15 protein-coding genes are annotated in these 21,119 nt (G+C 61.0%); 5 read left to right on the top strand and 10 right to left on the bottom strand.

The genetic code is table 11. From position 1 onward, the window contains the following. Positions 1 to 55 precede the first annotated feature (55 nt). A complete protein-coding gene (locus tag KY459_10765; protein ID MBW3565196.1) occupies positions 56 to 1,855 on the bottom strand; it encodes a DUF885 domain-containing protein in 1,800 nt (599 codons plus the stop codon). 644 nt (positions 1,856 to 2,499) lie between these two features. Then, the gene (locus tag KY459_10760) at positions 2,500 to 4,743 is read right to left on the bottom strand and encodes a carbohydrate binding family 9 domain-containing protein (GenBank protein MBW3565195.1); all 2,244 of its coding nucleotides are present in this window, start codon (positions 4,741 to 4,743) and stop codon (positions 2,500 to 2,502) included. A 260-nt stretch (positions 4,744 to 5,003) separates the two neighbouring features. Here KY459_10760 and KY459_10755 point away from each other — a divergent pair, with 260 nt between their 5' ends. The 3 genes from KY459_10755 to KY459_10745 all read left to right on the top strand — a co-directional run bounded on the left by KY459_10755 (position 5,004) and on the right by KY459_10745 (position 6,341). Next, positions 5,004 to 5,186 carry a hypothetical protein gene (locus KY459_10755; protein MBW3565194.1) on the top strand — a complete coding sequence of 61 codons (183 nt, stop codon included), beginning with the start codon at positions 5,004 to 5,006 and terminating at the stop codon, positions 5,184 to 5,186. A 104-nt stretch (positions 5,187 to 5,290) separates the two neighbouring features. After that, positions 5,291 to 5,803 (top strand): exosortase H, encoded by a 513-nt coding sequence (gene xrtH / locus KY459_10750; GenBank protein MBW3565193.1) that lies wholly within the window; start codon positions 5,291 to 5,293, stop codon positions 5,801 to 5,803. After that, positions 5,769 to 6,341 (top strand): hypothetical protein, encoded by a 573-nt coding sequence (locus tag KY459_10745; protein ID MBW3565192.1) that lies wholly within the window; start codon positions 5,769 to 5,771, stop codon positions 6,339 to 6,341. The genes xrtH and KY459_10745 overlap by 35 nt, the downstream gene beginning before the upstream one ends. Before the next feature lie 87 nt (positions 6,342 to 6,428). Here the strand turns inward: KY459_10745 and KY459_10740 are convergent, their stop codons facing one another. The 7 genes from KY459_10740 to KY459_10710 all read right to left on the bottom strand — a co-directional run bounded on the left by KY459_10740 (position 6,429) and on the right by KY459_10710 (position 19,678). Next, a complete protein-coding gene (locus KY459_10740; GenBank protein MBW3565191.1) occupies positions 6,429 to 9,065 on the bottom strand; it encodes a PAS domain S-box protein in 2,637 nt (878 codons plus the stop codon). Continuing rightward, positions 9,062 to 9,772, bottom strand: a complete 711-nt coding sequence (locus tag KY459_10735) for an HAD family phosphatase (GenBank protein MBW3565190.1) — start codon at positions 9,770 to 9,772, stop codon at positions 9,062 to 9,064. The genes KY459_10740 and KY459_10735 overlap by 4 nt, the downstream gene beginning before the upstream one ends. A 177-nt stretch (positions 9,773 to 9,949) precedes the next feature. Beyond that, on the bottom strand, positions 9,950 to 10,885 hold the full coding sequence (locus tag KY459_10730) for an alpha/beta hydrolase (GenBank protein ID MBW3565189.1): 936 nt from the start codon (positions 10,883 to 10,885) through the stop codon (positions 9,950 to 9,952). Between the two features lie 86 nt (positions 10,886 to 10,971). Further along, the gene (locus KY459_10725; protein ID MBW3565188.1) at positions 10,972 to 12,894 is read right to left on the bottom strand and encodes a hypothetical protein; all 1,923 of its coding nucleotides are present in this window, start codon (positions 12,892 to 12,894) and stop codon (positions 10,972 to 10,974) included. Between the two features lie 260 nt (positions 12,895 to 13,154). Next, the gene (locus tag KY459_10720; GenBank protein MBW3565187.1) at positions 13,155 to 14,588 is read right to left on the bottom strand and encodes a GWxTD domain-containing protein; all 1,434 of its coding nucleotides are present in this window, start codon (positions 14,586 to 14,588) and stop codon (positions 13,155 to 13,157) included. Between the two features lie 80 nt (positions 14,589 to 14,668). After that, positions 14,669 to 17,407 (bottom strand): TonB-dependent receptor, encoded by a 2,739-nt coding sequence (locus KY459_10715; protein MBW3565186.1) that lies wholly within the window; start codon positions 17,405 to 17,407, stop codon positions 14,669 to 14,671. A gap of 264 nt (positions 17,408 to 17,671) precedes the next feature. Next, on the bottom strand, positions 17,672 to 19,678 hold the full coding sequence (locus KY459_10710; GenBank protein MBW3565185.1) for an oligopeptide transporter, OPT family: 2,007 nt from the start codon (positions 19,676 to 19,678) through the stop codon (positions 17,672 to 17,674). Between the two features lie 159 nt (positions 19,679 to 19,837). Between KY459_10710 and KY459_10705 the strand changes: the two genes are divergently transcribed. After that, the gene (locus KY459_10705; GenBank protein ID MBW3565184.1) at positions 19,838 to 20,494 is read left to right on the top strand and encodes an outer membrane beta-barrel protein; all 657 of its coding nucleotides are present in this window, start codon (positions 19,838 to 19,840) and stop codon (positions 20,492 to 20,494) included. A gap of 62 nt (positions 20,495 to 20,556) precedes the next feature. Here KY459_10705 and KY459_10700 read toward each other — a convergent pair whose 3' ends face one another. Further along, positions 20,557 to 20,742, bottom strand: a complete 186-nt coding sequence (locus KY459_10700; GenBank protein MBW3565183.1) for a hypothetical protein — start codon at positions 20,740 to 20,742, stop codon at positions 20,557 to 20,559. A 1-nt stretch (position 20,743) separates the two neighbouring features. On the opposite strand from KY459_10700, the gene KY459_10695 reads away from it, so the two are divergent. Beyond that, on the top strand, positions 20,744 to 21,119 hold a 376-nt coding region (locus KY459_10695; protein MBW3565182.1), incomplete at its 3' end, for a hypothetical protein.

Below are 21,119 nucleotides of genomic sequence, written 5' to 3'. Positions count from 1 at the left end.
CTCAGAAATGTCTCGTTCTGCGCCGGTGAGCCAGCTGAGACGCCCTGGCGGAAGCTCAATCCGCCGCCGCGAGCCGCTCCTCGATGTACCGATCGATCTGATCGGACAGGATCGGCAACGGGACCGAGCCGTTCAGGAGCACGGCGTCGTGAAAGGATCGGACATCGAATCGATCTTGCAGTATCTCCTCGGCTTTCCTCCGCAAACGTCGGATCTCCAGCTCCCCCATCTTGTAGGAAAGAGCCTGCGCCGGCCAGGAAATGTACCGGTCGACCTCGGTCGACACCTCGTGAAGCGAAAGTGCCGTGTTGGCAGCCAGATAATCGCGCGCCTGCTGCCGCGTCCACCCCATCGCGTGAACTCCCGTATCGACCACGAGTCTGCATGCCCGCCACATCTCGTACGTCAGCCTGCCGAAGTTGCTGTACGGATCCTGGTAGAAGCCCGCCTCGATCCCCAGCCACTCCGAATACAGACCCCACCCCTCCCCGAAAGCCGAAAGATATGTCTGCCGCCGGAACTCAGGCAGTCCCGTCAGCTCTTCGGCCAACGCGTTCTGCAGATGGTGTCCCGGCACCGCCTCGTGAAACGTCAGCGCCTCGAGCGTATAGAGCGGGCGGCTGTCGAGCTTCGAAGTATTCACCCAGTAAGTGCCCGCGCGCGTCCCATCCTTCGGGGCCGAGAGGTATCGGCCCGCCGTATACGTCTCGGCGATGTGCGAAGGAACCGGCTCGACCGTGTACGGCTGTCGTGGCAGCGTCCGGAAGAGCGAGGGGAGCTTCCCGTCCATGCTCTTGGCGATCCATGCGGCGCGCTCGAGCAATTGCTCCGGTGTTTCCGCGTAGAAACGTGGATCGGTCCGGAGGAACTCCAGGAACTCATCGAACGAGCCTGCGAAGCCAGTGCCCCGGATGATCTCCATCATCTCTCCGCGGATCCTCGCGACCTCCGCCAGGCCGATCGCGTGGATCTCCCCGGGGGAGAGGTCGAGCGTGGTGTAGTGGCGGATCTGATGGCGGTAGTACTCTTCTCCACCGGGCAGTTGGCCGGCACCGAGCGTCGTGCGCGCCCCCGGAACGTATGATTCGGTCCAGAATGTCCTCAGTTTCTCGTAGGCGGCGCTGACTCCGTCGATGGCGGCGACCCCTTCGGCCCTCAGCCGGTTCCGCTCCGCCGTGCCGATCACCGCGGGAAACTCCTCGAAGGGATCGAAAAATACACTTTCGGTCGGATCGTCAATCACATGCGCCGCGATCGTCCCCTCCACCCCGCCGAGAATCTCGCGCGGCTGGGTGAATCCCCGCTTCAGTCCCGACTTCATGTTCTCGATCTGCTGGTCGATGTAGGCCGGCATCGCCTCGAGGCGCGCAATGTAATTTTCGTAGCCGCGCACCGAATCGAAGGGCATCACCCTCTTAATGAATGTGAGCGAGCTGTGGAACCCGCTGTCGGTATCGATCGGCATCTCATGGGTTCGGAGACGATCGTGCGCGATCGTCTCCTCGAGGGAGCTCTCGAACATCTGCCAGGAGACTCGATCCAGGTCTGAAAGCTTCGCCGGATCGATCTGATGTAGCTCTTCCAGAAAGAGGGCCCGGCGCTTTGCAGCCTCGTGAATTGCCCCGGGGCTCACGTCGGGCATGCGGTCGTCGTAGTCGTGAATCCCGGCGTAGGTCGCCGCGATCGGATTCTCCTCGAGACTCAGCTGCCACTCTCGCTCGAAAAGGTCGTGCAGGCGCGCGGCCTCGGAGACGACGGGCTCGGGGCTTCGTGCAGTGGCCGTCGTCGACGGGTTGGTACCGGCACACGCGACAAACAGGAGGACAAGGTACGGTATGGCGTCAGAAGTTCGCATCGATCAATCTCCCGGGGAGAGTGTATCGATGTTGCCGGTTGCCGGGGGCCAGTTGTCGGGGTACGACCCAGGTAGATTGTGAGATCTATAGATTGATTGTTACCACTCTGTCGCCCGCTGAAGCGGGCTCGCACTGATTTTCGGACAAGCTCCTGTCCCCCGGCTGAAGCCGGGGGCTAAGAACTGTCGCCGCCTTCGGCGGCTTTGTCGATATGTCTGTTTTGCGCGAGCCTGCAACGTTAGCGCTTGGCGTTGGTTCTTTCGCCCGGCAACGGTTAGCGCTTGGCGTTGGTTCTTTCGCACGCGATGCGGGTTCCACACTTCCTGGAGGATGCGAGACCATCCCTCGCCGGCAACCGGTGTGCAACCAGGGTTGATGGTTGCCACTCTTGTCCACGTTGATTGTTACCACCCTCAGGTGGCGGCAAGGGTGCTCGGCTCTGCTTTCTGCCCTGAGCGCTTCCACCGTTTCCGCGTTCGGGATCCGGCCAGCCCGCGCCAGCGGGCGACAGATCTTAGCCCCCGGCTTCAGCCGGGGGACAGAAGCTTTTCCAAATTCAGTCTCGAGCCCGCTTCAGCGGGCGACAGAGTGGTCAACCATCAGCCTGGTTCCACACCGGCAACCGGCAACTGGCAACCGCCCCTCAGAACAGCCACGCATAGCCGACCTTGATGAAGAACGTCCGATCGGTCTGCGTGAGAGCGATCTCGTCGAGTCCCTCTCGGCCGTCGGAGTAGCCGGCGAGCAGAACGGTCTGCGGATTGAGCTTGTAGGAGAAAAGAAGCTGCGTGAAGAGCTCCTCGCTGTCGTCGGGAACCGGAAAAGTGTAGGCGAGCGGATTGAGATCGAGGTTCTCGTACTGAACGATGGCTCGAACGAAGGTCCTGAGATTGAGGTGGTAGAGGACGCGAAGCTGGCTCAGGTGCACATTGAACAGCTCCCCGGGCAGAACATCCAGGGTCTGATACACGTGCCGAAGCTCGGCCTCGGTGCGGCGCCCGACTTTCAGCTGAACCATCGGCTCGATCGTGAAGAAATCGCCCTGTCGTGAATTCGCGCGATCGATCGTCTCGCCCCAGCCGACGAATGCGCCGGCGTAGAGCCACCCGGTCGGGCGGAATTCACCGTAGATATTCTGGCGGAAGTTGTCATAGTGGACTCCATCGAAGAACTCCTCGTTGGGTGCCAGAGCAACCCGGAGAAACGACTGCATCGGTCCCGAATAGGCCACGGACAGATCCGCTCCCCATTCGTCCGCGATGCCGTCGTGCTGGTCAGTCTTGTCCGCTCCGAGAAAAACGAAGAAGCGGCGAAACCAGGTGTCTTCCGACCCGTAGAACGTCCGCTCGACACCCGCGCTCAGCTCTCGATATCCGACCTGCGGAACGAAACCGCTGTCGGCACGGAAGTCGGTCGAATAGTCGTCGTAATCGAGGTGCCAGAACCAGTTACGGTCCGAATGCCGGTACCGGGCTCTGGCCGCGTAACCGTTGAACGAGTCATCCGGCTGACCGAACGCCGTGGCAACGTCGAACGGATACGACGTCGTCGACCCGAGCGCCTGATACGTAATCGTGTCGGATTCGGTGAGCTGGAAGACGCCATCGACTCCATAGACGTGGTTCGAGTAGCCACCGTCGCCATCACGTCCGGCGTAAAGTCCGCCGAGAGTCGATCGTTCACCGATGTCACGCCTGTAGCGAAGCACCGAGGCGAACACTTCCTGGTCGAGCGAGATTCGTCGGGAACGTTCGAAGCCGGGGAAGATCAGGTTGTTGATTTCGTCGAGGGTTGCAAAGAGCCCGAAAGCGTTCGAGCCCTCCTTCCCCGTCACCTTCAGACCAGCAATTGGATCAGCGATACTTCTGGTGAACACCGCCCTGACCGGTGTGTTGAAAAAATCGGCTCCCTCGAGGAAGAACGGTCGCTTCTCGGGAAAGAAAAGCGCGAACGTCGTATTCACGTCCAGCTGCGCTGCATCGGCTTCCACCTGCGAGAAATCCGGATTGATCGCGGCGTTCACCGTGATGTTCGGCGTGACCCCCCACCTCGCCGTGATACCGGCGTCGAAGTCCGTATCGCCGCTCTCGAGACGCCCCCCTGGGAAGTCAGTCAGAACGTCGGTGCGGGCCGCCGTAATTGTCGGATCGAGCTCGAGATTGCGACCGGGCTCGATCTGGCGAAATCCGCTCGCGTCCTCCAGCTGGCAGACAAAGCAGTTGCGCTCCTGATCCAGCGGAGCAGAACGAAGCCTGTGCCTCACACTGCGAGGACGATCCCGCGTCATGAGGATTCCCCACGTCTGAGCGCCGCTCGCGCGCGGAAACCGCAGCTGACTGAATGGAACGGCCATTTCGACGACGTACCCATCGGTCGTGATCCGTCCCACCGCGTCCCAGATGATGTTCCACGACCAGTCCTCCGACTGATCGACGTCGCTGTTGATCGCCTCCATCTGCACTCCCAGCGGGTTCACTCGAAATTGAAATGCGCGTCGCTGATCGTTGAACGTGTCGATCGTGATTCCGACCGTATCGTCGAGAAAGGCGGTGTCGCGGTCCGCATAGTAGGCTCGAATCTGCGAAGGATCCGGGTCGAATGCCTCGAATGCCACATAAAGCCGATTCTCGTCGAACGTGATGCGGGCCTCGGTTCTGGTCCCTGCCGGATCATTGACCTGAGGAAACCACTCCCACGGCAAATTGATCACCGCTGCATCGGTCCAGGCCGCCTCGTCGAGAAATCCGTCCACCCGAATCTCCGAGGTCGCCGGGCTGATCTGATAGGTGCGCGGCGGAGGGGTCTCGTTCTGCTCCTGTGCCGTCAGCGGAAAGCCGCCGCAAATGCCGAACAGCGCAGTGGCCATCATCAACTGTTGTAGTCTCAACCGAGATCTCCTTCGTGCCGGACCGCCGGCGTCTGTGGCTTCCAGTATCGGTAGCTACTCGCGGGCTCCGGCTGCGAGGAGAATCTCCACGACCTGCTGATGTGCGTCCTCAGTCCCGGTGCCGTCACACAATACCTAACGGGAAAAGAATGGGAAGGTTACTGGCCGGGCAGGTGTCGACCGTTAGTTGTTACCTTTTCGGCATCGATGTTGCTCTTAATAACACTAGCTCAGCAAGCCACGAAAGGAGGCCGTTTCACATGAGCAAACGCGAACTGATCGAACCACACAAGGGTGACAAAAGGTATGTCCGCCGCGACGAGGAAGGGAAGTTCAAGGAGAGCGACGACGTCAGCAGATCGCTCAGCCAGGACGTCCGGAAGGACGCCGAAAACGAAAGCGAATCCGGTCACGGAGATCGCGGAGATCGGAAGAGCAACTGATCCCCTACACCCTGTAACCTGTCAGAAGGAGAGCCGAACGGCTCTCCTTCTTTTTTCTCGCCTCAACCCGGAACAGCCTGCGCGCCTGGGCGGTTTCCCGATCCATGCTCCTTCGTAAGAGGCGCGCGCGGTTTCTGACGCTTTTCCTTCTGACCCTGTTCGCCAGCTTCGCCTTCATCGCCTGGAATCCGATCAATGATCGGCTGATCATCCCGTTCACCTCCGGGATCGCGTCGGTCGCGAGCTGGATTCTCAATCTGCTGGGCCAGCAAACCCTGGCGTTCGGGACGAGGATCTCCTCGCCATCATTCGCGGTCGACGTGAAAAACGGCTGCAATGGCATCGAAGCGATGCTGATCCTGCTGGCTGCAATTCTCGCCTTTCCGATGAGCTGGCGCGCCCGTCTTCAGGGCATCGTGCTCGGAACGCTGCTCATCCAGATCATCAACATGATCCGGATTACGACCCTCTACCTCCTCGGGAAGTACCATCCCCAACTGTTCGAGATTTTTCACAACGCGGTCTGGCAGGTCGTGATCGTATTCTCGGCCGTAGTATTTTTCTTCGAATGGGTCCGCAGAGTTGGCTCGCCGAGTAAACTGGAAACGGCTGGCTAGAGTCGGCGTCGCGTTCCTCGTCGGTCTGGGCATCTGGCTCGCGCTGATCGGCATCTATCGATCCTTTGTGATGGCGCCGACCGAATGGATTCTCCGGCTGGGCGAAAGTCCCGAAGTCACGTCGCTGCAGGAACATGAAGATCCCGGGATGATCATCGTCGAACGTGCGGATTTTCCACGTGAGTCCCCCCGCCCCGTGATCCGGCTTGGAGAGCTCACGTTCAATCTCGTTCTGCTCTTCGCCCTCTTCGGTCTCGCTCCGCTGTCGGACCGGAACATGGCGGGACTCGCGGTCTCGCTCGCCATTCTCTGGGCGACGCACATCGCCGCCACTGTCATTCATGTGAAGAAGATCTACGCTCTTCAACTGGGTGCGTGGAGCGATGTGCACTACGGTCCGGTCGCGAAAAATCTATGGGGACTTCTCGATCAGTTCTACAGCGTCGCGGGGATCTTCGCCGTTGCGTTTCTGCTCTGGTGGACGTTCGGCCGACAGCCGGAGAGGCATGACGGGGTCGGGTCTGAACTTGGAACTTAACCACTGAAATGCTCCGTGTTTCGATGGCTTTTGGAGTTAAGTTCCAAGTTCAGACCCGACCCCGTCTCATTGTGGCGCCAGCCCCTCTCATCCGACCCCGACAATCCTCTCGACCGTCTCCATCAGCGTTCGAGCATCGTAGGGCTTCTGGAGAAAGGCCACTTCAGGTTGCGCGAGAAGCGGCTCGAGCTCTTTGCGACGGCCGTGACCGCTGGAGAAGATGACCGGAAGATGAGGGTGCCGGGTCCGGAGGCGGCCAAACACTTCGACACCGCTGATGTCGGGCAAACCGATGTCGAGGATGACGACGTCAGGCACTCCGTATTCTCGGATGTGCTCGATTGCGGCTTTTCCGGTGCTGACGGCTTCGACCTGCTGCCCCTCGAGCTGCAGGACGGCTGAAATGCCGGATGCGACGACCTCGTCGTCTTCGACGAGGAGTATCCGTCGTCCCGTTTCATTCTCGGCAATCGAGCCAGCCTCGGCCGTCCTCGCCGATTGCGCCGTCCTCAGGATCAGAAAATAGGAAGTCCCCCGGTCGGAGCGATCGATCTCGATGCTTCCACCCTGGGCACTCAGCAATTGACGCACAACGGTGAGACCGAGTGCCGGCGCGGACTGCTCCATTCCAGCGCTCCAATCGATCGGCTGATCCGGCAGTCGCGAATGGTTGCTGCCGGTGTCGTGAATCTCGATCACGGCGTGATCGGCAGGAACCAGAGCGAGGCGGGAGTATTTTCTCCTCTCACTCGCACCGTTCCACTCGATCGTGATCCTTCCTCGGCCACCGGTGGCGTCGCGGGCATTGATGATGACGTTGACGAGGACCTGCTGCAGCCCGACCGGATCGGCCGAAACGTAGATCCCCTCTTCCGGCCCTTGGAGATCGAGCGCGACCGTCGGAGGGAGCAGATCACGAAGTTCTTTCTCGACCGAACGAATCCATGGTCCGAGGGCAATTGCCTCGACGACGGTGTCGGCCGGCTGGGCAAACGAAACGATCCTCTCGGAGATCGACCGTCCGCGATCGATCGCAGCCTCGATCCGGTCGATGGCGTTCTCGACCACTCCCGGGTCGCTCGTCAGTCGAATCACATCGATGTACGGCCGGGCTCCCATCAGGACGTTATTGAACTCGTGGGCTAGCGAAGAAGCGAGATGACCAAGGCTGGTCAGACGCGTGGACTGTTCGATCTGCCGTTCCGCTCGACGCCGCTCGGTGACATCCCGGCACACCAGAACCGAACCTTGCATCTGAGCATCCCTTCTCAGCGTGGTCGCAGTCGACTCCAGCAGAATCCAGTTCCCGAGAGTATGCCGGTAACGAAAAGTCGCCATGGAGGAGATGTCTCCACACTCTGCTTCCCGGGAGAGGATGGCGCGCAGCCGCTCGGCGTCCTCCGTATGGACATTGTCGAAAATGCTGGAGCCTTCGATTATCGAAGGTTCGTAGCCGAGCACCGGGCGTGACGAAGGGCTGGCGTACTCCACGAATCCGTCCCCGTTGAGGACGAGAATCACTTCCGACACGTTCTCGATGACCGCCCTGAAGCGCCTGTCACTCTCTCTCAACCGCTGCCATGCGATCACTCTTTCGCTCACGTCGGTCGACAATCCGATCACGCGGATCGGATTCCCGGCATCGTCCCGGATCACCTCTCCACGATCGAGAAGGTGAATGTAGCTTCCATCCCGGCGTCGAGCACGGTATTCGATGGAAAAAGAGTTACGCTCCCGATCGGCAAAGATCGCTTCGACCGCTCTCCGCACACTCTCCACGTCTTCGGGATGGATGATCGAAAACCACTCCTCGCCGGTGAATCGCCGCTTTCCATCCCAATCGTCGAGATTGCTCCCCGCTCCATCGCTCGGCGCGCCGGCGCCTACAAAACTGAGGTCACTGTCGAACACGACGTCGCCTGTGGAGTTTCGCAGCAACTGAAACAGCTCATCGGTCTTGCGAAGCTCCCTTTCGATTTTCGCCTCCCCGATCGCTTGCATGAGAAGAATCGCAATGAGGCGCAAATCTTCAACGACTTCACCATGATCCCGATCGATCCCCTCGTAACAGGTGAGCCCGCGGAGAATGCCATGGTCAAACACGGCGACCGAGAGGATCGCCTGAGTCGATCTCCAATCGAGCCAGCTGTGAGCGCCCCCGTCCTCTCCGGCGGTCCCGTCCACAAAGTTCCACGGTTTCTGTTCGAACCGGGTCATGATGGGCTCGAGTTGCGACGCATCGACTTCCTGACTCCGATGGATCAGGGGGCGTTCGCCCTCAGCGCACCATTCGTGACTGTTCGACAGGGAACCGGCACCTCCATCTTCCGCCGTGAAGATGCAGACCCGCGACGACCCGGTCATCGCTCCCACTCGAGCCAGCGTGCCCGGAATCTCATCGATACTCCGATCGGCGCCCGCCAGGTCGATGGCAATTCGCGTCAGACTCTCGTCAGCCTCGGAGCGCGCACCTCGGTTTCCCCCTATGATGAATCGGATTCTCGACCCGTCCCGGTAGGCCAGGCTCTCCGCGTGCTTCCACCCGCGGGCGAACTGCCATTCCCCCCGATGGTTCTGAATTCTCGTGATGAGCTCGCCGGCGTGCGGGCCGACCAAAACCCGCCCCGCGAGGTCAGTGGACAGGTTCAGAGCCTCGCTGCGATCGCTCTGCGGATCGCCTCCCGCTCCCCCCGCGAGACCCCGTCCTGTCGGCACTCTGCTCATCGAGTCGCTATTTCGCCCGAAAGGGGCGCGACGAACTGTTCCGCCGCGGAGGTGAACGATCGTTCGCATAGCGATGCGAGAGTCAGGTCGGCGCCTTCGAAGACCAACGTTCGCGTCACGTGGTTCGGAACCGCTACCGTCCATAGCCCGGCGGCCTTCGCGGACCGAACACCATGCGGAGAGTCTTCGACGGCGATCGCATTCAACGGCTCTCGTCCGAGTCGCTCGACCGCATTCTGATAAGGAAGCGGATCCGGTTTGTGCCGTTCGACGTCTTCCCGGCAGACGATCTGTTCGAAACGATCGAGCAAGTTCAGCTTCTCGAGGTGACGGTCAACCCAGGAATGAGGGGAGCTCGAAACGACCGCGAGAGCCGCTCCGGCAGCTTCCGCCTCGTCGAGCCAGTCGACCACTCCCGGCCGGATGACCTCCCTGTCGATCAGTGAATGACATCGCGCGCGCACCTCGGCTCGAAGACTCTCGCGATCGAGCCGGCGCCCCGTTTGACGCTCGAGCTCGAGACAGGGATCGAACGAGCCGGGTGGCCTCCCGACGCAGTCCGCCCAGGTGTCGATCGGCAAATTGCAGCCGAATCCCGCAAAGGCTTCCTGCCAGGCCGTCAGTTCGGGAGTCTCGGTATCGAGAATCAACCCGTCGAAATCAAAGATGAGCGCCTCGATCACGCCTGCACCTCTTGCCCGGTCCATACCAGACCCGGGACGAATTCGCGTTATTCTCACTAATTCAGGAAATCTCAGTCATTCACGGCGTCTCTTTCCTCACTCTTCAACAACCCCGCCCGGATTCTTCGCCCGCGCTGCGCCGGGCTCAGAATGACGAGTGCCTTACTCATCGCTCGTCGCTCGTCACTCTTCTTTCACTCTTCACCACTCTTCACTCTTCACTCTTCCTTCACTCTTCGTTCTGCCGGATCGCGCGAGATCCATGATCCTTCCGGCGTAGTCGACGTAACCCTGATGATCCGAGGCAATCTTCACGACCGACGCATCGATCTGCTCCGCCAGCGACTGGATGCGCGCCATCGACGTGACGCGATCTTCCGCTCCATGGACGAAGATCGTTCGTTCACCGACCCCGTCGAGATGCTGCGCGATCGGTTCGCCCAGAAGGATGTTCTGGATCGCACCGTTGATCGAGGGCCAGTCGTGGAGAACCGCATCCTCCATGACCTCGGGCCGCGTCGTCTGCGCAAAATGTGGGAGGATCTTCCGTAAAACCGGGCGGAACGCACCCATCGTCATGCATGCTTCGCGTGCGAGTACGGGTTTCAGCGAGAAGACGGCAGTCATCGCGGAAAGGTCCCAGATCCGATCGCGCGCTTCGTCCTCTCCGTTGAAAACGGGAGCTCCGAGGAGAATCAGCCTCGACACCTCGTCCGGATACCGGGAGGCATAACCGGCAGCCACGATCCCTCCGAACGAATGGGCGACCAACGTCACCTCCCGCGTCGCATCCTCGGCGACCAGCGTACGGCGCAACCATGCGATGTGCTCGTCGAGATCCGGTTCCTCGAGCGGCCACGGAGACCGCCCAAATCCGTAAAGGTCGACCTTGATCAGCCGATGCGTCCGTGCGAGATCATCGAGCTCATCCGCCCAATATCGGGTCGAGCCCTGGAGCCCGGGGATCAGGACCACCGGATCGCCCTCACCCGAAACTTCCCTGTAGAGCTGGTCGCCCAGATGGCTCCGCTTCTCTCGTTCGCGGGCGATGTTCATCCGGGCGAGAATCTCGACCACGCCGAGAAACCCCGCCAAAGCCAGAACGGAGATCCCCAGAATCTTCAGCGGCTTTCTCATCAGGTGGCCCGCATATTACTCCGCGGTCGATCGAGATCGATAGACTCGGCAGCCACTGAGCCGTTTGGACACACCGACTCACCGAGTCAACGTTTCGACGATTCCCCAATCGCCCTGATCCGGTGCAGACCGGCGTTCTCGGTCAGGGCGACGATCTCGGTTTCTTCCTGCAGAAAGCGCCGCAGATTCTCAGCAGATTCGATGGTCAGCACGAGCAGACGCTGCCGTACTTCCGGATCTTCCGGAGCGTAGTCGATCACGATTCCGCCCGGATAGACGAGAAGGTGCGTGATTCCCTCCTCGCTCAGCCGTTCGGGAAAGTCTTCATCCGAAAACAGCGCTACGAACCGTTGTGAGTCGAAGTTGCCCCCTCCGCGAACGTCTCCCTCGAACCAGAAGAGCTCGTTCAGTCCGAGGACCAGGGTCCGGCCGGCGTCGAGAAGCACGCTGTTGCCCTCAATGATGAGATCCTGTGCCCCCCTTCTCTCGGAGAGCCATCGTTGTTCATCCATCTGACCGAACGCGACGGGAAACGGATCCAGGCGAAGAACGAAAAGCCCCGACATGACGAGCTGGACGACCGTCCCGGCCACGAGCACCCCTCGTATAACCTTTCCCGCGATCGCCTCGGGTCCGATCCCGATCGCAGCGAGACCGATCATGGCCGGAATCAGCAGAAACGGGAGCAGGATACGGCCGGCGGGAGCCAGGATCATGAGCACCATCGCAGCCCCGGTGAAGGCCACGGCTGCGGCGCGAAGCCAGCCCTCATCGATTCTTCGCCATGAGGCCAGCGCCGCGAGCGCAAGCGCGGGCAGAAGCAGTCCGAGTGAGTCGTCGATGTAACGAGTGAAGAAGAAATACGACGAGAACGTCGACCCGAAGGATCCCATCCAGCGAAATCTTTCAATGCCTTCCGTCTCGCCGGTCAGAAACGGCTCGATCGGGTTGCCGGTGAGCAGAAGATTTCTGACGAAGAAAATCGATCCCGCGATCCCGCCGAGCAGAACCGCGCGGACGAGCAGCGACCGGCGTGACGAACGGAGAAGCGCGAGCGCGATCAGCATCAACGCAAGTGGGATGAACGTGTACTTGATCAGCAGTCCCGACGCGAGAGCAGTCGCGATGCGCGCCGCGGAAGCGCTCTCCCACACGAAATCGTCGATCGCGATGAAGAGAGCGGCCGTGCTCGCGAGGAGAGGTACGTCGGTTCCCGACCAGCCGGCGGCGATGAGGAGGGAAGGCGTGCTCACGATGGCGGCAATGCCGAAGGCTCCGAGCGATGAACCCCTCCGCTCCAGCCATCTCAGGATCAGTAAAACGCCTCCCAGCCCGACCATGAGATGAAGAAAGTGCGATGCGATCGCTCCGGCGTGTCCGAGCAGCGCGAGCGACACCAGATCGACCGCTTCGGTCCCGAGCGGGAAGAACGAATGCGACATGAGCGGAAGGGCAACGGCACGCCCGGTCGAGAGCCATACGTCGGGTATGGCGAGGTGATAAGCGACCTCGTCGAGAGAGACGGCGGGCAGCGAGGCCATCAGAACGGAAATCAATCCGGCCGCCCCCAGAAGGAGACCGGGTAGAAGCGAAATGGAAAGGCGCTCGCGCTTCCTCGAGCGTTCCCTTCCAAGCGCCCGCATACCGAACAGAGCGGCCAGAGCCGCAAGTGAAACGACCACCACCGGGGCGGTCGAGAGCAGGCCGGCCAGAAAGAGAAGCCCTCCAAACAGGGGGTAGCCGATGACCAGGAGAAAGGCGGGGTCGGCCGGTTCTCTCTTTTCGGCGACGATCTTCCGCGCGATCCGCAGAGAGAGATCCCCGAACCCGATGCAGGCAAGGGCGAGGAGAAGCGCAACCGTTACCGGTCCGATCAGCCGGCCGATCGCGTGTCCGAAGGCGGTCGGATTACCCACCATGAGTGACGCAATGAACAGAGCCAGGACAACCGAGGCGAAGATGAGCGTCTTTTTCAGGCGAACTCCCTTCCGGCGTTTCTCAGGCGGCATCTTAACGTCAGTGGCCTGAGAGCCCAGACATGCGTTTAGACGGGCTGGAAATGAGGGTTTCCCCGCCGGGCGACGAGAGTAGTGAATTCCTGATCATGAACCGACCGGGCCGGGGCTGTCCGACCTCCCTCGCTCCGAGGGAAATACACACTCGTCACGACCGAGGGTAGGAAAGCGTCCTCTCACCGACCCGTAGGTCAATGCTCAGATAGGAAGGTTTTCGCAGAGACGAGGTACCGGAGGAGCGTGCGCCATTCAGGTCATCGCACCGTGAATCTCCTGGCCGCATTCCATTGCGTTCCATCCGATACGTTCACGATCTCCATCCCGAGACGGTAGTTCCCTGGCTGCAGCGTCCCGGCAGGCAGCGAGCTCCCGATCAGAAAATGGTCCGGCGTGTCGCGGATCGGCTGCGCCATGTCGCGCATCACCGGTGCGGCCATCCGCACGGGCTGTCCCGTCGCGGTCTCACCTTCGATCGTCAGCTGGACGTTCAGCTGCGGCGTGGCGCCGATCTCGATTCCCGGAATCCGCGCGATGACGAAATACCAGATCTCATCGCCCGGCGCGAACTCGAGATCACCTTCGGGAACGATCTTCATTCCGCCCCAGGCGAACGGCTCGGTCGGACTCTGCGCATATTGCAGGACGTGGACGTCCCTGGACAGGGTCAGCTCGGAGATACGGGCAACCTCGGGATCCTGCTCGGAAAGCTCGAGAAACGTCGTTCCCACCGCGACGATCTCTCCGCGCGCGAGACCGAACGTTCCGAGATAAACCCCCGGACGTACCCGCAGTGAGCGGTCGAAGTACGCTCCATCGCCCGTCCGCTTCAGGTCTGCCGGTTCATCGTAGGAGGCGATGATCTCCCCTTCCGCATTCTCGACGAGTCCGACGAACCGGAGCTCATCCATATTGCCGAGCACCTCGGCGTCGGATACGAACAGCTGCATCGGAACGTAGTAGTCACCGGCCGGCGTGACCGCCTGATCGTAAGCGACGGCAAGCCCAACACCCGAGAATTCTCCTTCGCTGAGGGATTGCGCGCTTTCGCGCAGCGCGGCGCCATCGATTCCGGAGTCGCGGTCCCAGGGCATCGGGCCCGCGGGAGCGGCTCCTGCCCCGGGCTGGAAGATGTAGTACTCGACGGCCCGATCGAGAAGCGCTCTCGGGCTTCGGCGCCCGCTCATGACGAGCACGTACTCTCCTCGTCCCCAGGTGTCCATGAACTCGATCTCGAAGTCGGGTCCCTCGGCGAAGGGGGGCTTGGAGCCCCGTTCGTAGTGCCACAGCTCGAGTGAGGCCCGCGCCTCGCTGCCGCCGACAGAGGTTTCCTGCTGGACGGTCCGGCGGTAGGGGGAGCCGAGGAGGATGAACACACGCCCGCGATCGCTGAGCGATCCCCGCATCCGGGAGTCGCCGAACTGTTTGTCGGCGGCTTCGACCCGCTTCTCGAATGCCTCCTTCCATTCATTGGCGTCGGTACCGGGGGTCGGATCCCGTCGTGCCCAAAAGAGCTCGATGAACTCGCGCGCATACTCATCCACACCGAGTGAGTTCCAGGTACTCCGGTCTTCCTGGGTCATGAGCCAGCGCACCGGCCCCTCGCCCCACTCTCGCAGCTCCCCACTGAGCTGCCCGAGGGCGGCTGGAGCGCAGAGCAGCGCGGCAAACAACAGAATCAAACGTTTCATCGAATCGTCCTCCAGAAAAAAAGAGCCCGGGGGGAGTCCCCCGGGCCCTTCAACAAACGATACCGGCTATCTAGTTAGGATCAGAACCGCAGGACCACCGAAGCCCGATACGAACGGGGCGACTGGTAGGCGCCACGGGTGAGTCCGAGACCGAACTCTTCACGTCTCTCCTGGCAGAGCGAGGTGTCATCGGTGCAGAAGAGAGTCTCCGTGACGTCGTCCTGCTTCTGCTCGTCGGTGACATTGAAGACTTCTGCCTTGACGCCGATCTCGGCAAGCCCGGCGATCATGTAGGTACCTTCGAGCGAAAGATCCGCAGTCCAGATGCTGCCCAGCTGCCTCGAGCCCGGATCTTCGTAGAAGTAGCTATAGGTGGTGCCAGTCGATTCGCCACCAACCAGGACTTCGGCGAGCGACCGTCGCGCGAACCGAATGCCCTCCGACCACTGGACGTTGGTTCCGACGCTCAGGTTCACCGGCCCGACCGGACGGCTGTAAAGCCCCAGCAGGTTGAACTGATCGCGGTCGAATTCGGGGTTCCCCTCATGCCGGCTCGGGGAATTGACGTCGGCACACGGTACGGTGCCGATGTTTTCGTCCTGAACCTCGCACTGCTGATTCGTATAGTCGAGAAGAGCGCCCTCGAAGTCCGAATAGTAGTTACCGCTCGACTCGGAGATCGTGTAGTTCGCGATCGCCGCCCAGTTCCTCGAGAATCGCTTCTCGAGAGTGAGCTGCAGACCGTTGTATTCTCTCGTCGCGTCCGGGTTGTTGACGAACCGGAGGATGTCGTTGCCTTCAGCGTCGAAGTCGACGATATCGTCCTGAAGATCGTCCCATTCGCGCCACAGATAGCGAGCGCCGACTCCGAAATCACCGGCGAGCTGATACTGAACACCAACCGTGATCTCGTCGACGTAGGTCGGCTCGAGGTCGAGATTCGCTTCGAGCGAACTACCCGAAAAATCGACTTCGCGCCGGAATACGAACTCGGTTCCATTCCAGATGTACTCGGTGAAATTCCGGTATTGAGGGACCGCGGCGAAGTTGTCGCTGAAGTCCTGAATGATCGACTGGTAGTAGCGACCGTAGGTTCCTCGAACCAGCGCGCGGCCGTCGCCCATCAGGTCGTAACTGCCGGAGAGTCGTGGCGAGATCGTCTGCGTGTCGACGGTCTGACGTCCGATGTCGCTCTCACCCGTCTGCTCTTCGTAACGAACACCGAGATTGAAGAAGAGCCGGTCTCCGACTTCGAACTTGTCGAGGGCGTAAAAAGCCAGGAGCTCGCCCGACGACGTCGAAGGAGCCATCGCATAGTCGCGACGGAGCAGCGGAACGAACGTCCTGTTCACATGATCGAATGATTCGTCGATGAACATCTGCCCGTTGGAAGGCGCGAAGAAGTTGCTCGAGTTCAGCTTCTGCCAGTCCGCTCCGAACTTCAGCTCGTGATCGTTATCGCCGAGCTGGGTGAAATACGAGATCGCTCCGACAGCCTGCTCTCTCGGGCGATCCACGAAGCCCTCGAAGAGCGGCCCGTTGTAGAAGCGATTCGTGGCGAGATCGAAATGGAGCGCGCCGTTGGTCAGCGATCTGTCCGCCGCATGCGACCCGACCGTGATCGTACTGTCATTGGTGCCGTACATGAGCTCGTACGAGAAATTGTCACCGAGGATGCCGGTGTACTGACCGGCCCAACGCTCGCCACCCTGATCCTGCGCGGTGAGCGCTTCGATCTCGGCCGGTCTGCCATACCGGACCAGGAAGGTTCCTGCCGGGTCGTCATCGAACTTCACCCAGAGGTTCTGGGTCGGGGTCAGCTGCGTGGTCAGCCGGTAGTTCTGGGTCGTGAAGTCGACCGTGTAGGTGTACTCATCACCCGAGATCGGGAGTTGGACCGGGCCGCGGGGCTGCTCGTTGGTCGAATAGGCGCCGAAGAACCACAGACGATCTCTCCAGAGCGGGCCGCCGAGGGTTCCCGTGTAAGTGATGTTGTCGACGTCGTTCTTGGTGCGTGCGAAGGATTCACCGGTGAGCGGATGGGTCGTCTTGTTCTGCTCGTCCCAGTCATCGTTGTTGATGATGTACTTGGCCGATCCCTCGAGCTCGTTGGTGCCCGACTTGGTGATCACATTGACGATCGCGCCCGTCGCGCGTCCGTACTCCGCCGAGGCCGCAGCAGTGATGATCGAAGCCTCCTGGATCGCCTCGAAGTTCATGTTGGCGCCGAAAGTACCGGTCGTCGTGTCCGTCGTGTCGACTCCGTCGAACAGAAACACGTTGCTGTTGCGCAGTGCGCCGTTGACATTCGCGTTACCCCTGCCGACAACGCCCGGTGCGCTCGTCATCAGCGTCTGATACGAACGCCCAAGCGGAAGCTTCTCGAAAGTTTCCTCCGGAATCGAAGTGTCGACTGCCGGATTCGTCCGGTCGACGACCGGCGCTTCGCCCGTGACCACGATCGATGCCTGGATCGCGCTCAGCGGCAGCGTGACATTGAGTCGCGTGTTCTTGTCGGCCGAGACCCGGTTGCCGGTCAGCGTGCGGTTCTGGAACCCGGTGAGACTGATCACGACCGTGTAGGTTCCGACCGGCACCTGCGAGAATCGGAAATCGCCCTGCGAATCCGTCAGCTCCACACGTGTCGTACCCCGGTCTTCGCTGATCAGCTCGACCGTGACCCCGGGCAGTGCCCCCCCGGTGTCATCAAGGACCTGGCCGCTCACGGTTCCGACCTGGAACCCCTGCGCAAACGCCGCGGTCCCGCCGAAAACCATCAGCAGACATGCAAGTCCGTAACTGAGAAATCTGGTTTTCACTCTTGCCTCCTTAAAAGTTATGTTTCAGATGGGACGAGATGAACTTCTCTCGAAATACTCAATAACTGATCCACGGTAAACGCAAAGTCTCAGCCGGTTTGTATTTAAACCGTCACTTTGCCACATCGCTCCTGTTTTCAGAAATTTAACTGGAAACCGCACCGTGACATCGAGCTCGCTGCCGATGCCACAATTCCGGAATCCCGAAGATCCGATTCAATATCCCGGGCCCGAGGACGAAGCGGGGGTTTGTGCTCTCCCGCATCACACTCCATCGACCCCGGCGCTCTTCGGTGGCTCTTCCGGGGCGGCCAGCTTTCTGGTCGCGATCCACCAGAAGATCCCGACCAGAATCGCAAAGGTCACGAGCCCGGTGAGATTGCCCGCGATGTGGGTGTACTCGATCCCGAGCCCGCCCCAGGGCTGTCCTCCCCGCGAGATCGACCATACGGCCGCGCCCGCGATCAGGACCCCCGTCAGTCCTGCGCCGCCGACGAGACCCGAGCCGAAGAGAATCCCCTGCTCCCTCCGGGCGTCCTTCTCCACTCCGTCCCTTGCGCCACGTTCCGCGAACCAGCGGAGGAGACCTCCGAGAAAAACGGGGAACATCGTGGCGAGCGGAAGGTAAACGCCGACGGCGAAGGGAAGGCTCGGAATGCGGAGCAGCTCGACGATGATCGCGATCGCCGCCCCGATTCCGACCAGAACCCAGGGCAGCGACTGCTGCAGCACCCCCTCGATCACGAGCTTCATCAGCGTGGCCTGCGGCGCGGAGAGCTCCTCGGTGCCGAACCCGATTCCTCTGTCGAGAAGAATCACGGCGCCGCAGACGAATGCGGCGGACGTGATCACGCCGACCAGCTCACCGATCTGCTGCCGGGCGGGAGTCGCACCGAGGATGAATCCGGTCTTGAGATCCTGCGAGGTGTCGCCTGCAATCGATGCCGCGATCGCGACCACGCAGCCGACCGTGAGAGCGCCGGCCATGCCGACCGAATCGGTCCAGCCCATCATCAGAAAAATCGCGGAGGTTCCCAGCAGCGACGCGATGGTCATTCCACTGGTGGGATTCGAGGTGACACCGACGAACCCGACGATCCGCGACGACACCGTCACGAAGAAGAACGCGAAGATCACGACGAGAATCGTGGCGATCGCTCGCGGAAGGGCTCCGGTGAAGACGCCGTACGCTGGAATCACGATCAGTGCGAGTGCGACGAGCGAGATCCCGATGCCGACGACCTTCAGCGGAAGGTCGCGCGAGGTCCGCTCGACCTGGACATCATCCGAACCGAGCCGGTTCCGGATCTGGGAGGCTCCCACTCGAAAGCTCTCGATCATGGTCGGGATGCTTTTGGCGAGCGTGATCAGACCCGCCATCGCGACCGCCCCCGCTCCGATGTAGCGGATGTATCGGGTCCAGATCGCTCCCGGTGACATCTCGGTGATCGTCAGCACCGTCTCCGGATAGAGCGGCGTCGTGCGACCGGCACCCCAGTAGGCGATCGCGGGAATGATGATCAGCGCGGAGAGCAGGCCGCCACCCACCATCACGCTCGCAATGCGCGGACCGAGAATGTATCCGACTCCGAAGAGTGGTGCGGAGACTTCGCTCGAGATCTCCCCTTTGCGCAGCCCCGGCACTCCGAACTCGACCTCACCGGGAACGAGCTTGACCCACCCCGTGAGCAGCCGGAAAAGCGCTCCGATCCCGAGCCCCCAGAAGACACTCGCCGCACGCGCCCCGCCGCCTTCGCTCGCAACCAGCACCTCGGCGCACGCGGTCCCCTCCGGATAGGGGAGCTTCCCGTGCTCCCGGGCGATCAGATATTGCCGGAGCGGGATCATGAAGAGCACGCCGATGAGTCCCCCCGACATCGCCAGAAGCGTCATCTGCGCGATCGACGGATCCATCCCCCATAGAAAGAGCGCGGGAAGCGTGAAGATCACGCCGCTGGCAACCGAGCTCGATGCCGAGCCGATCGTCTGCGCCATGTTGGCCTCGAGAATCGAGCTTCCCTCGCGCACTCGGCTGAACGCGCGGAACGCCGCGACCGTCATGACGGCAACCGGAATCGAGGTCGAGATCGTAAGTCCCGACTTCAATCCGAGAAAGGCGTTTGCGGCTCCGAAGAGGATTCCGAAGATGATTCCGAGAAGGATCGAGCGGAAGGTGAACTCGAGCGGTCCCTCCGTGGCCGGGACCCAGGGTTCGTACTTTTCTCCCTCCGCTAACGGCTCGTACGCTTTGCGACTCAGTCCTCGGCTCATCGACGCCTCCCCGGCTCGGTTTGAGATGGCACTCTAGAGATCGGCGCCCCGGGCGTCAATTCAGAATTCACAATAACTCGGCATCTGGCAACTTTTCTGCACTGCTCCCGTCACGGAGTGGAATTCCATTTTCAGTACTCAACCAAAGGAGCCGTCCATATGAAACGCACCTTCTTCATTCTGGCGCTCGCGATTCTCGCGATGCCGCTCGCCGCACAGGACCACACGTTCTCACTTTCCGGTTTCGTCACCAGCCTCGACCCGCAGGGAGACGGGGTGTTCGAAGGAATCGACGAAAACTCCGACCTCGATGACCTCGATGCGAACTTCGACTCGAGCGAGGGATTCGGAGCGGCGCTCGGATTTCACCTCTCGGACAACATCGCCCTGGAGCTCGCAGCCTCCGTGGTCGAGCCGGAGTTCATCCTGACCACCGGCGGACCCGTACCGATCACGGCGCGGACCGAGCTCGAGATGATCCCGGTCACCCTCACGCTTCAGTGGCACCTGAATCCGGACGGCATGCTCGATCCGTACATCGGTGCGGGAGCCGCGTACATCCTGTTCGATGATGCCGACGATTTCGACCGCGACGACACGAACCTCGAGAGCGTCGACATCGAAGACGACGTCGGTCTCGTCGTGAACGCCGGACTGAATGTGAACTTTTCAGAGATGATCGGTCTCTATCTCGATGCGAAATACGTCCCGGTGGAGGCTGCCGCGGATGCGGTGTTTCTCGCGGGCGACGGCACGAGCACGGACATCGAGATCAATCCGCTCATGTTCTCCGGCGGGCTCCGCCTGATGTTTTAATGAAGAGTGAAGAGTGAAGAGTGAAAGGAGAGACGCCGCGAAGGTAATCTCTCCAGACCTCTTCACTTTTTGAAGAGTGAAGAGTGAAGAGTGAAGAGTGAAAGGAAAGACCTCTTCACTCTTCCGACTCCACGAGCTTTTCCCCGGCGCTTCTTTTTACTCTTCCGTACCGCATTCTCTTTTCCCGGTCGCGCAAGGTCGTGGCGGTGCGGCTCGGCAGGCGCCTCGCCCTCCCGGTGGTAGGTCACCGTGTCTCGCCTTTTTTCACTCTTCACTCTTCACTCTTCACTCTTCACTCTTCACTCTTCACTCTTCACTCTTCACTCTTCACTCTTCACTCTTCTACACCGCTATACTCCCGTCATGTTCAGACATCTCGGCTTTTCATTCCTTCTCGTCGCCTCGATTTCCTGCGCCACGTCCGCACCCCCTCCTGTTTCCTCCGTTCCGGTATCCGAAGGGCTGACACCGCTCGAGGAGGAGATCGTCGAGGCCGCGGATGCCCGGATGGACGAGGCGATCGAGCTGATCGAGGAGACGGTCCGCATCCCGAGCGCGACGACGAATCTCGAAGGCGTTCGCGCGGTCGGGAGGGTTTTCGCGCGGGAGCTCGAGGCGATCGGAT

Source organism: Acidobacteriota bacterium (genome assembly GCA_019347945.1).
Classification (GTDB): Bacteria; Acidobacteriota; Thermoanaerobaculia; order Gp7-AA8; family JAHWKK01; genus JAHWKK01.
This window is presented reverse-complemented; position numbering and strand designations above follow the sequence as displayed.

What these genes read in the sequence shown, in the direction of transcription:
- KY459_10765 (MBW3565196.1), bottom strand. Translation starts at nt 1,855, where the DNA reads ATGCGAACTTCTGACGCCATACCGTACCTTGTCCTCCTGTTTGTCGCG.
- KY459_10755 (MBW3565194.1), top strand. Translation starts at nt 5,004, where the DNA reads ATGAGCAAACGCGAACTGATCGAACCACACAAGGGTGACAAAAGGTAT.
- xrtH (MBW3565193.1), top strand. Translation starts at nt 5,291, where the DNA reads ATGCTCCTTCGTAAGAGGCGCGCGCGGTTTCTGACGCTTTTCCTTCTG.
- KY459_10740 (MBW3565191.1), bottom strand. Translation starts at nt 9,065, where the DNA reads ATGAGCAGAGTGCCGACAGGACGGGGTCTCGCGGGGGGAGCGGGAGGC.
- KY459_10735 (MBW3565190.1), bottom strand. Translation starts at nt 9,772, where the DNA reads ATGGACCGGGCAAGAGGTGCAGGCGTGATCGAGGCGCTCATCTTTGAT.
- KY459_10730 (MBW3565189.1), bottom strand. Translation starts at nt 10,885, where the DNA reads ATGAGAAAGCCGCTGAAGATTCTGGGGATCTCCGTTCTGGCTTTGGCG.
- KY459_10725 (MBW3565188.1), bottom strand. Translation starts at nt 12,894, where the DNA reads ATGCCGCCTGAGAAACGCCGGAAGGGAGTTCGCCTGAAAAAGACGCTC.
- KY459_10720 (MBW3565187.1), bottom strand. Translation starts at nt 14,588, where the DNA reads ATGAAACGTTTGATTCTGTTGTTTGCCGCGCTGCTCTGCGCTCCAGCC.
- KY459_10710 (MBW3565185.1), bottom strand. Translation starts at nt 19,678, where the DNA reads ATGAGCCGAGGACTGAGTCGCAAAGCGTACGAGCCGTTAGCGGAGGGA.
- KY459_10705 (MBW3565184.1), top strand. Translation starts at nt 19,838, where the DNA reads ATGAAACGCACCTTCTTCATTCTGGCGCTCGCGATTCTCGCGATGCCG.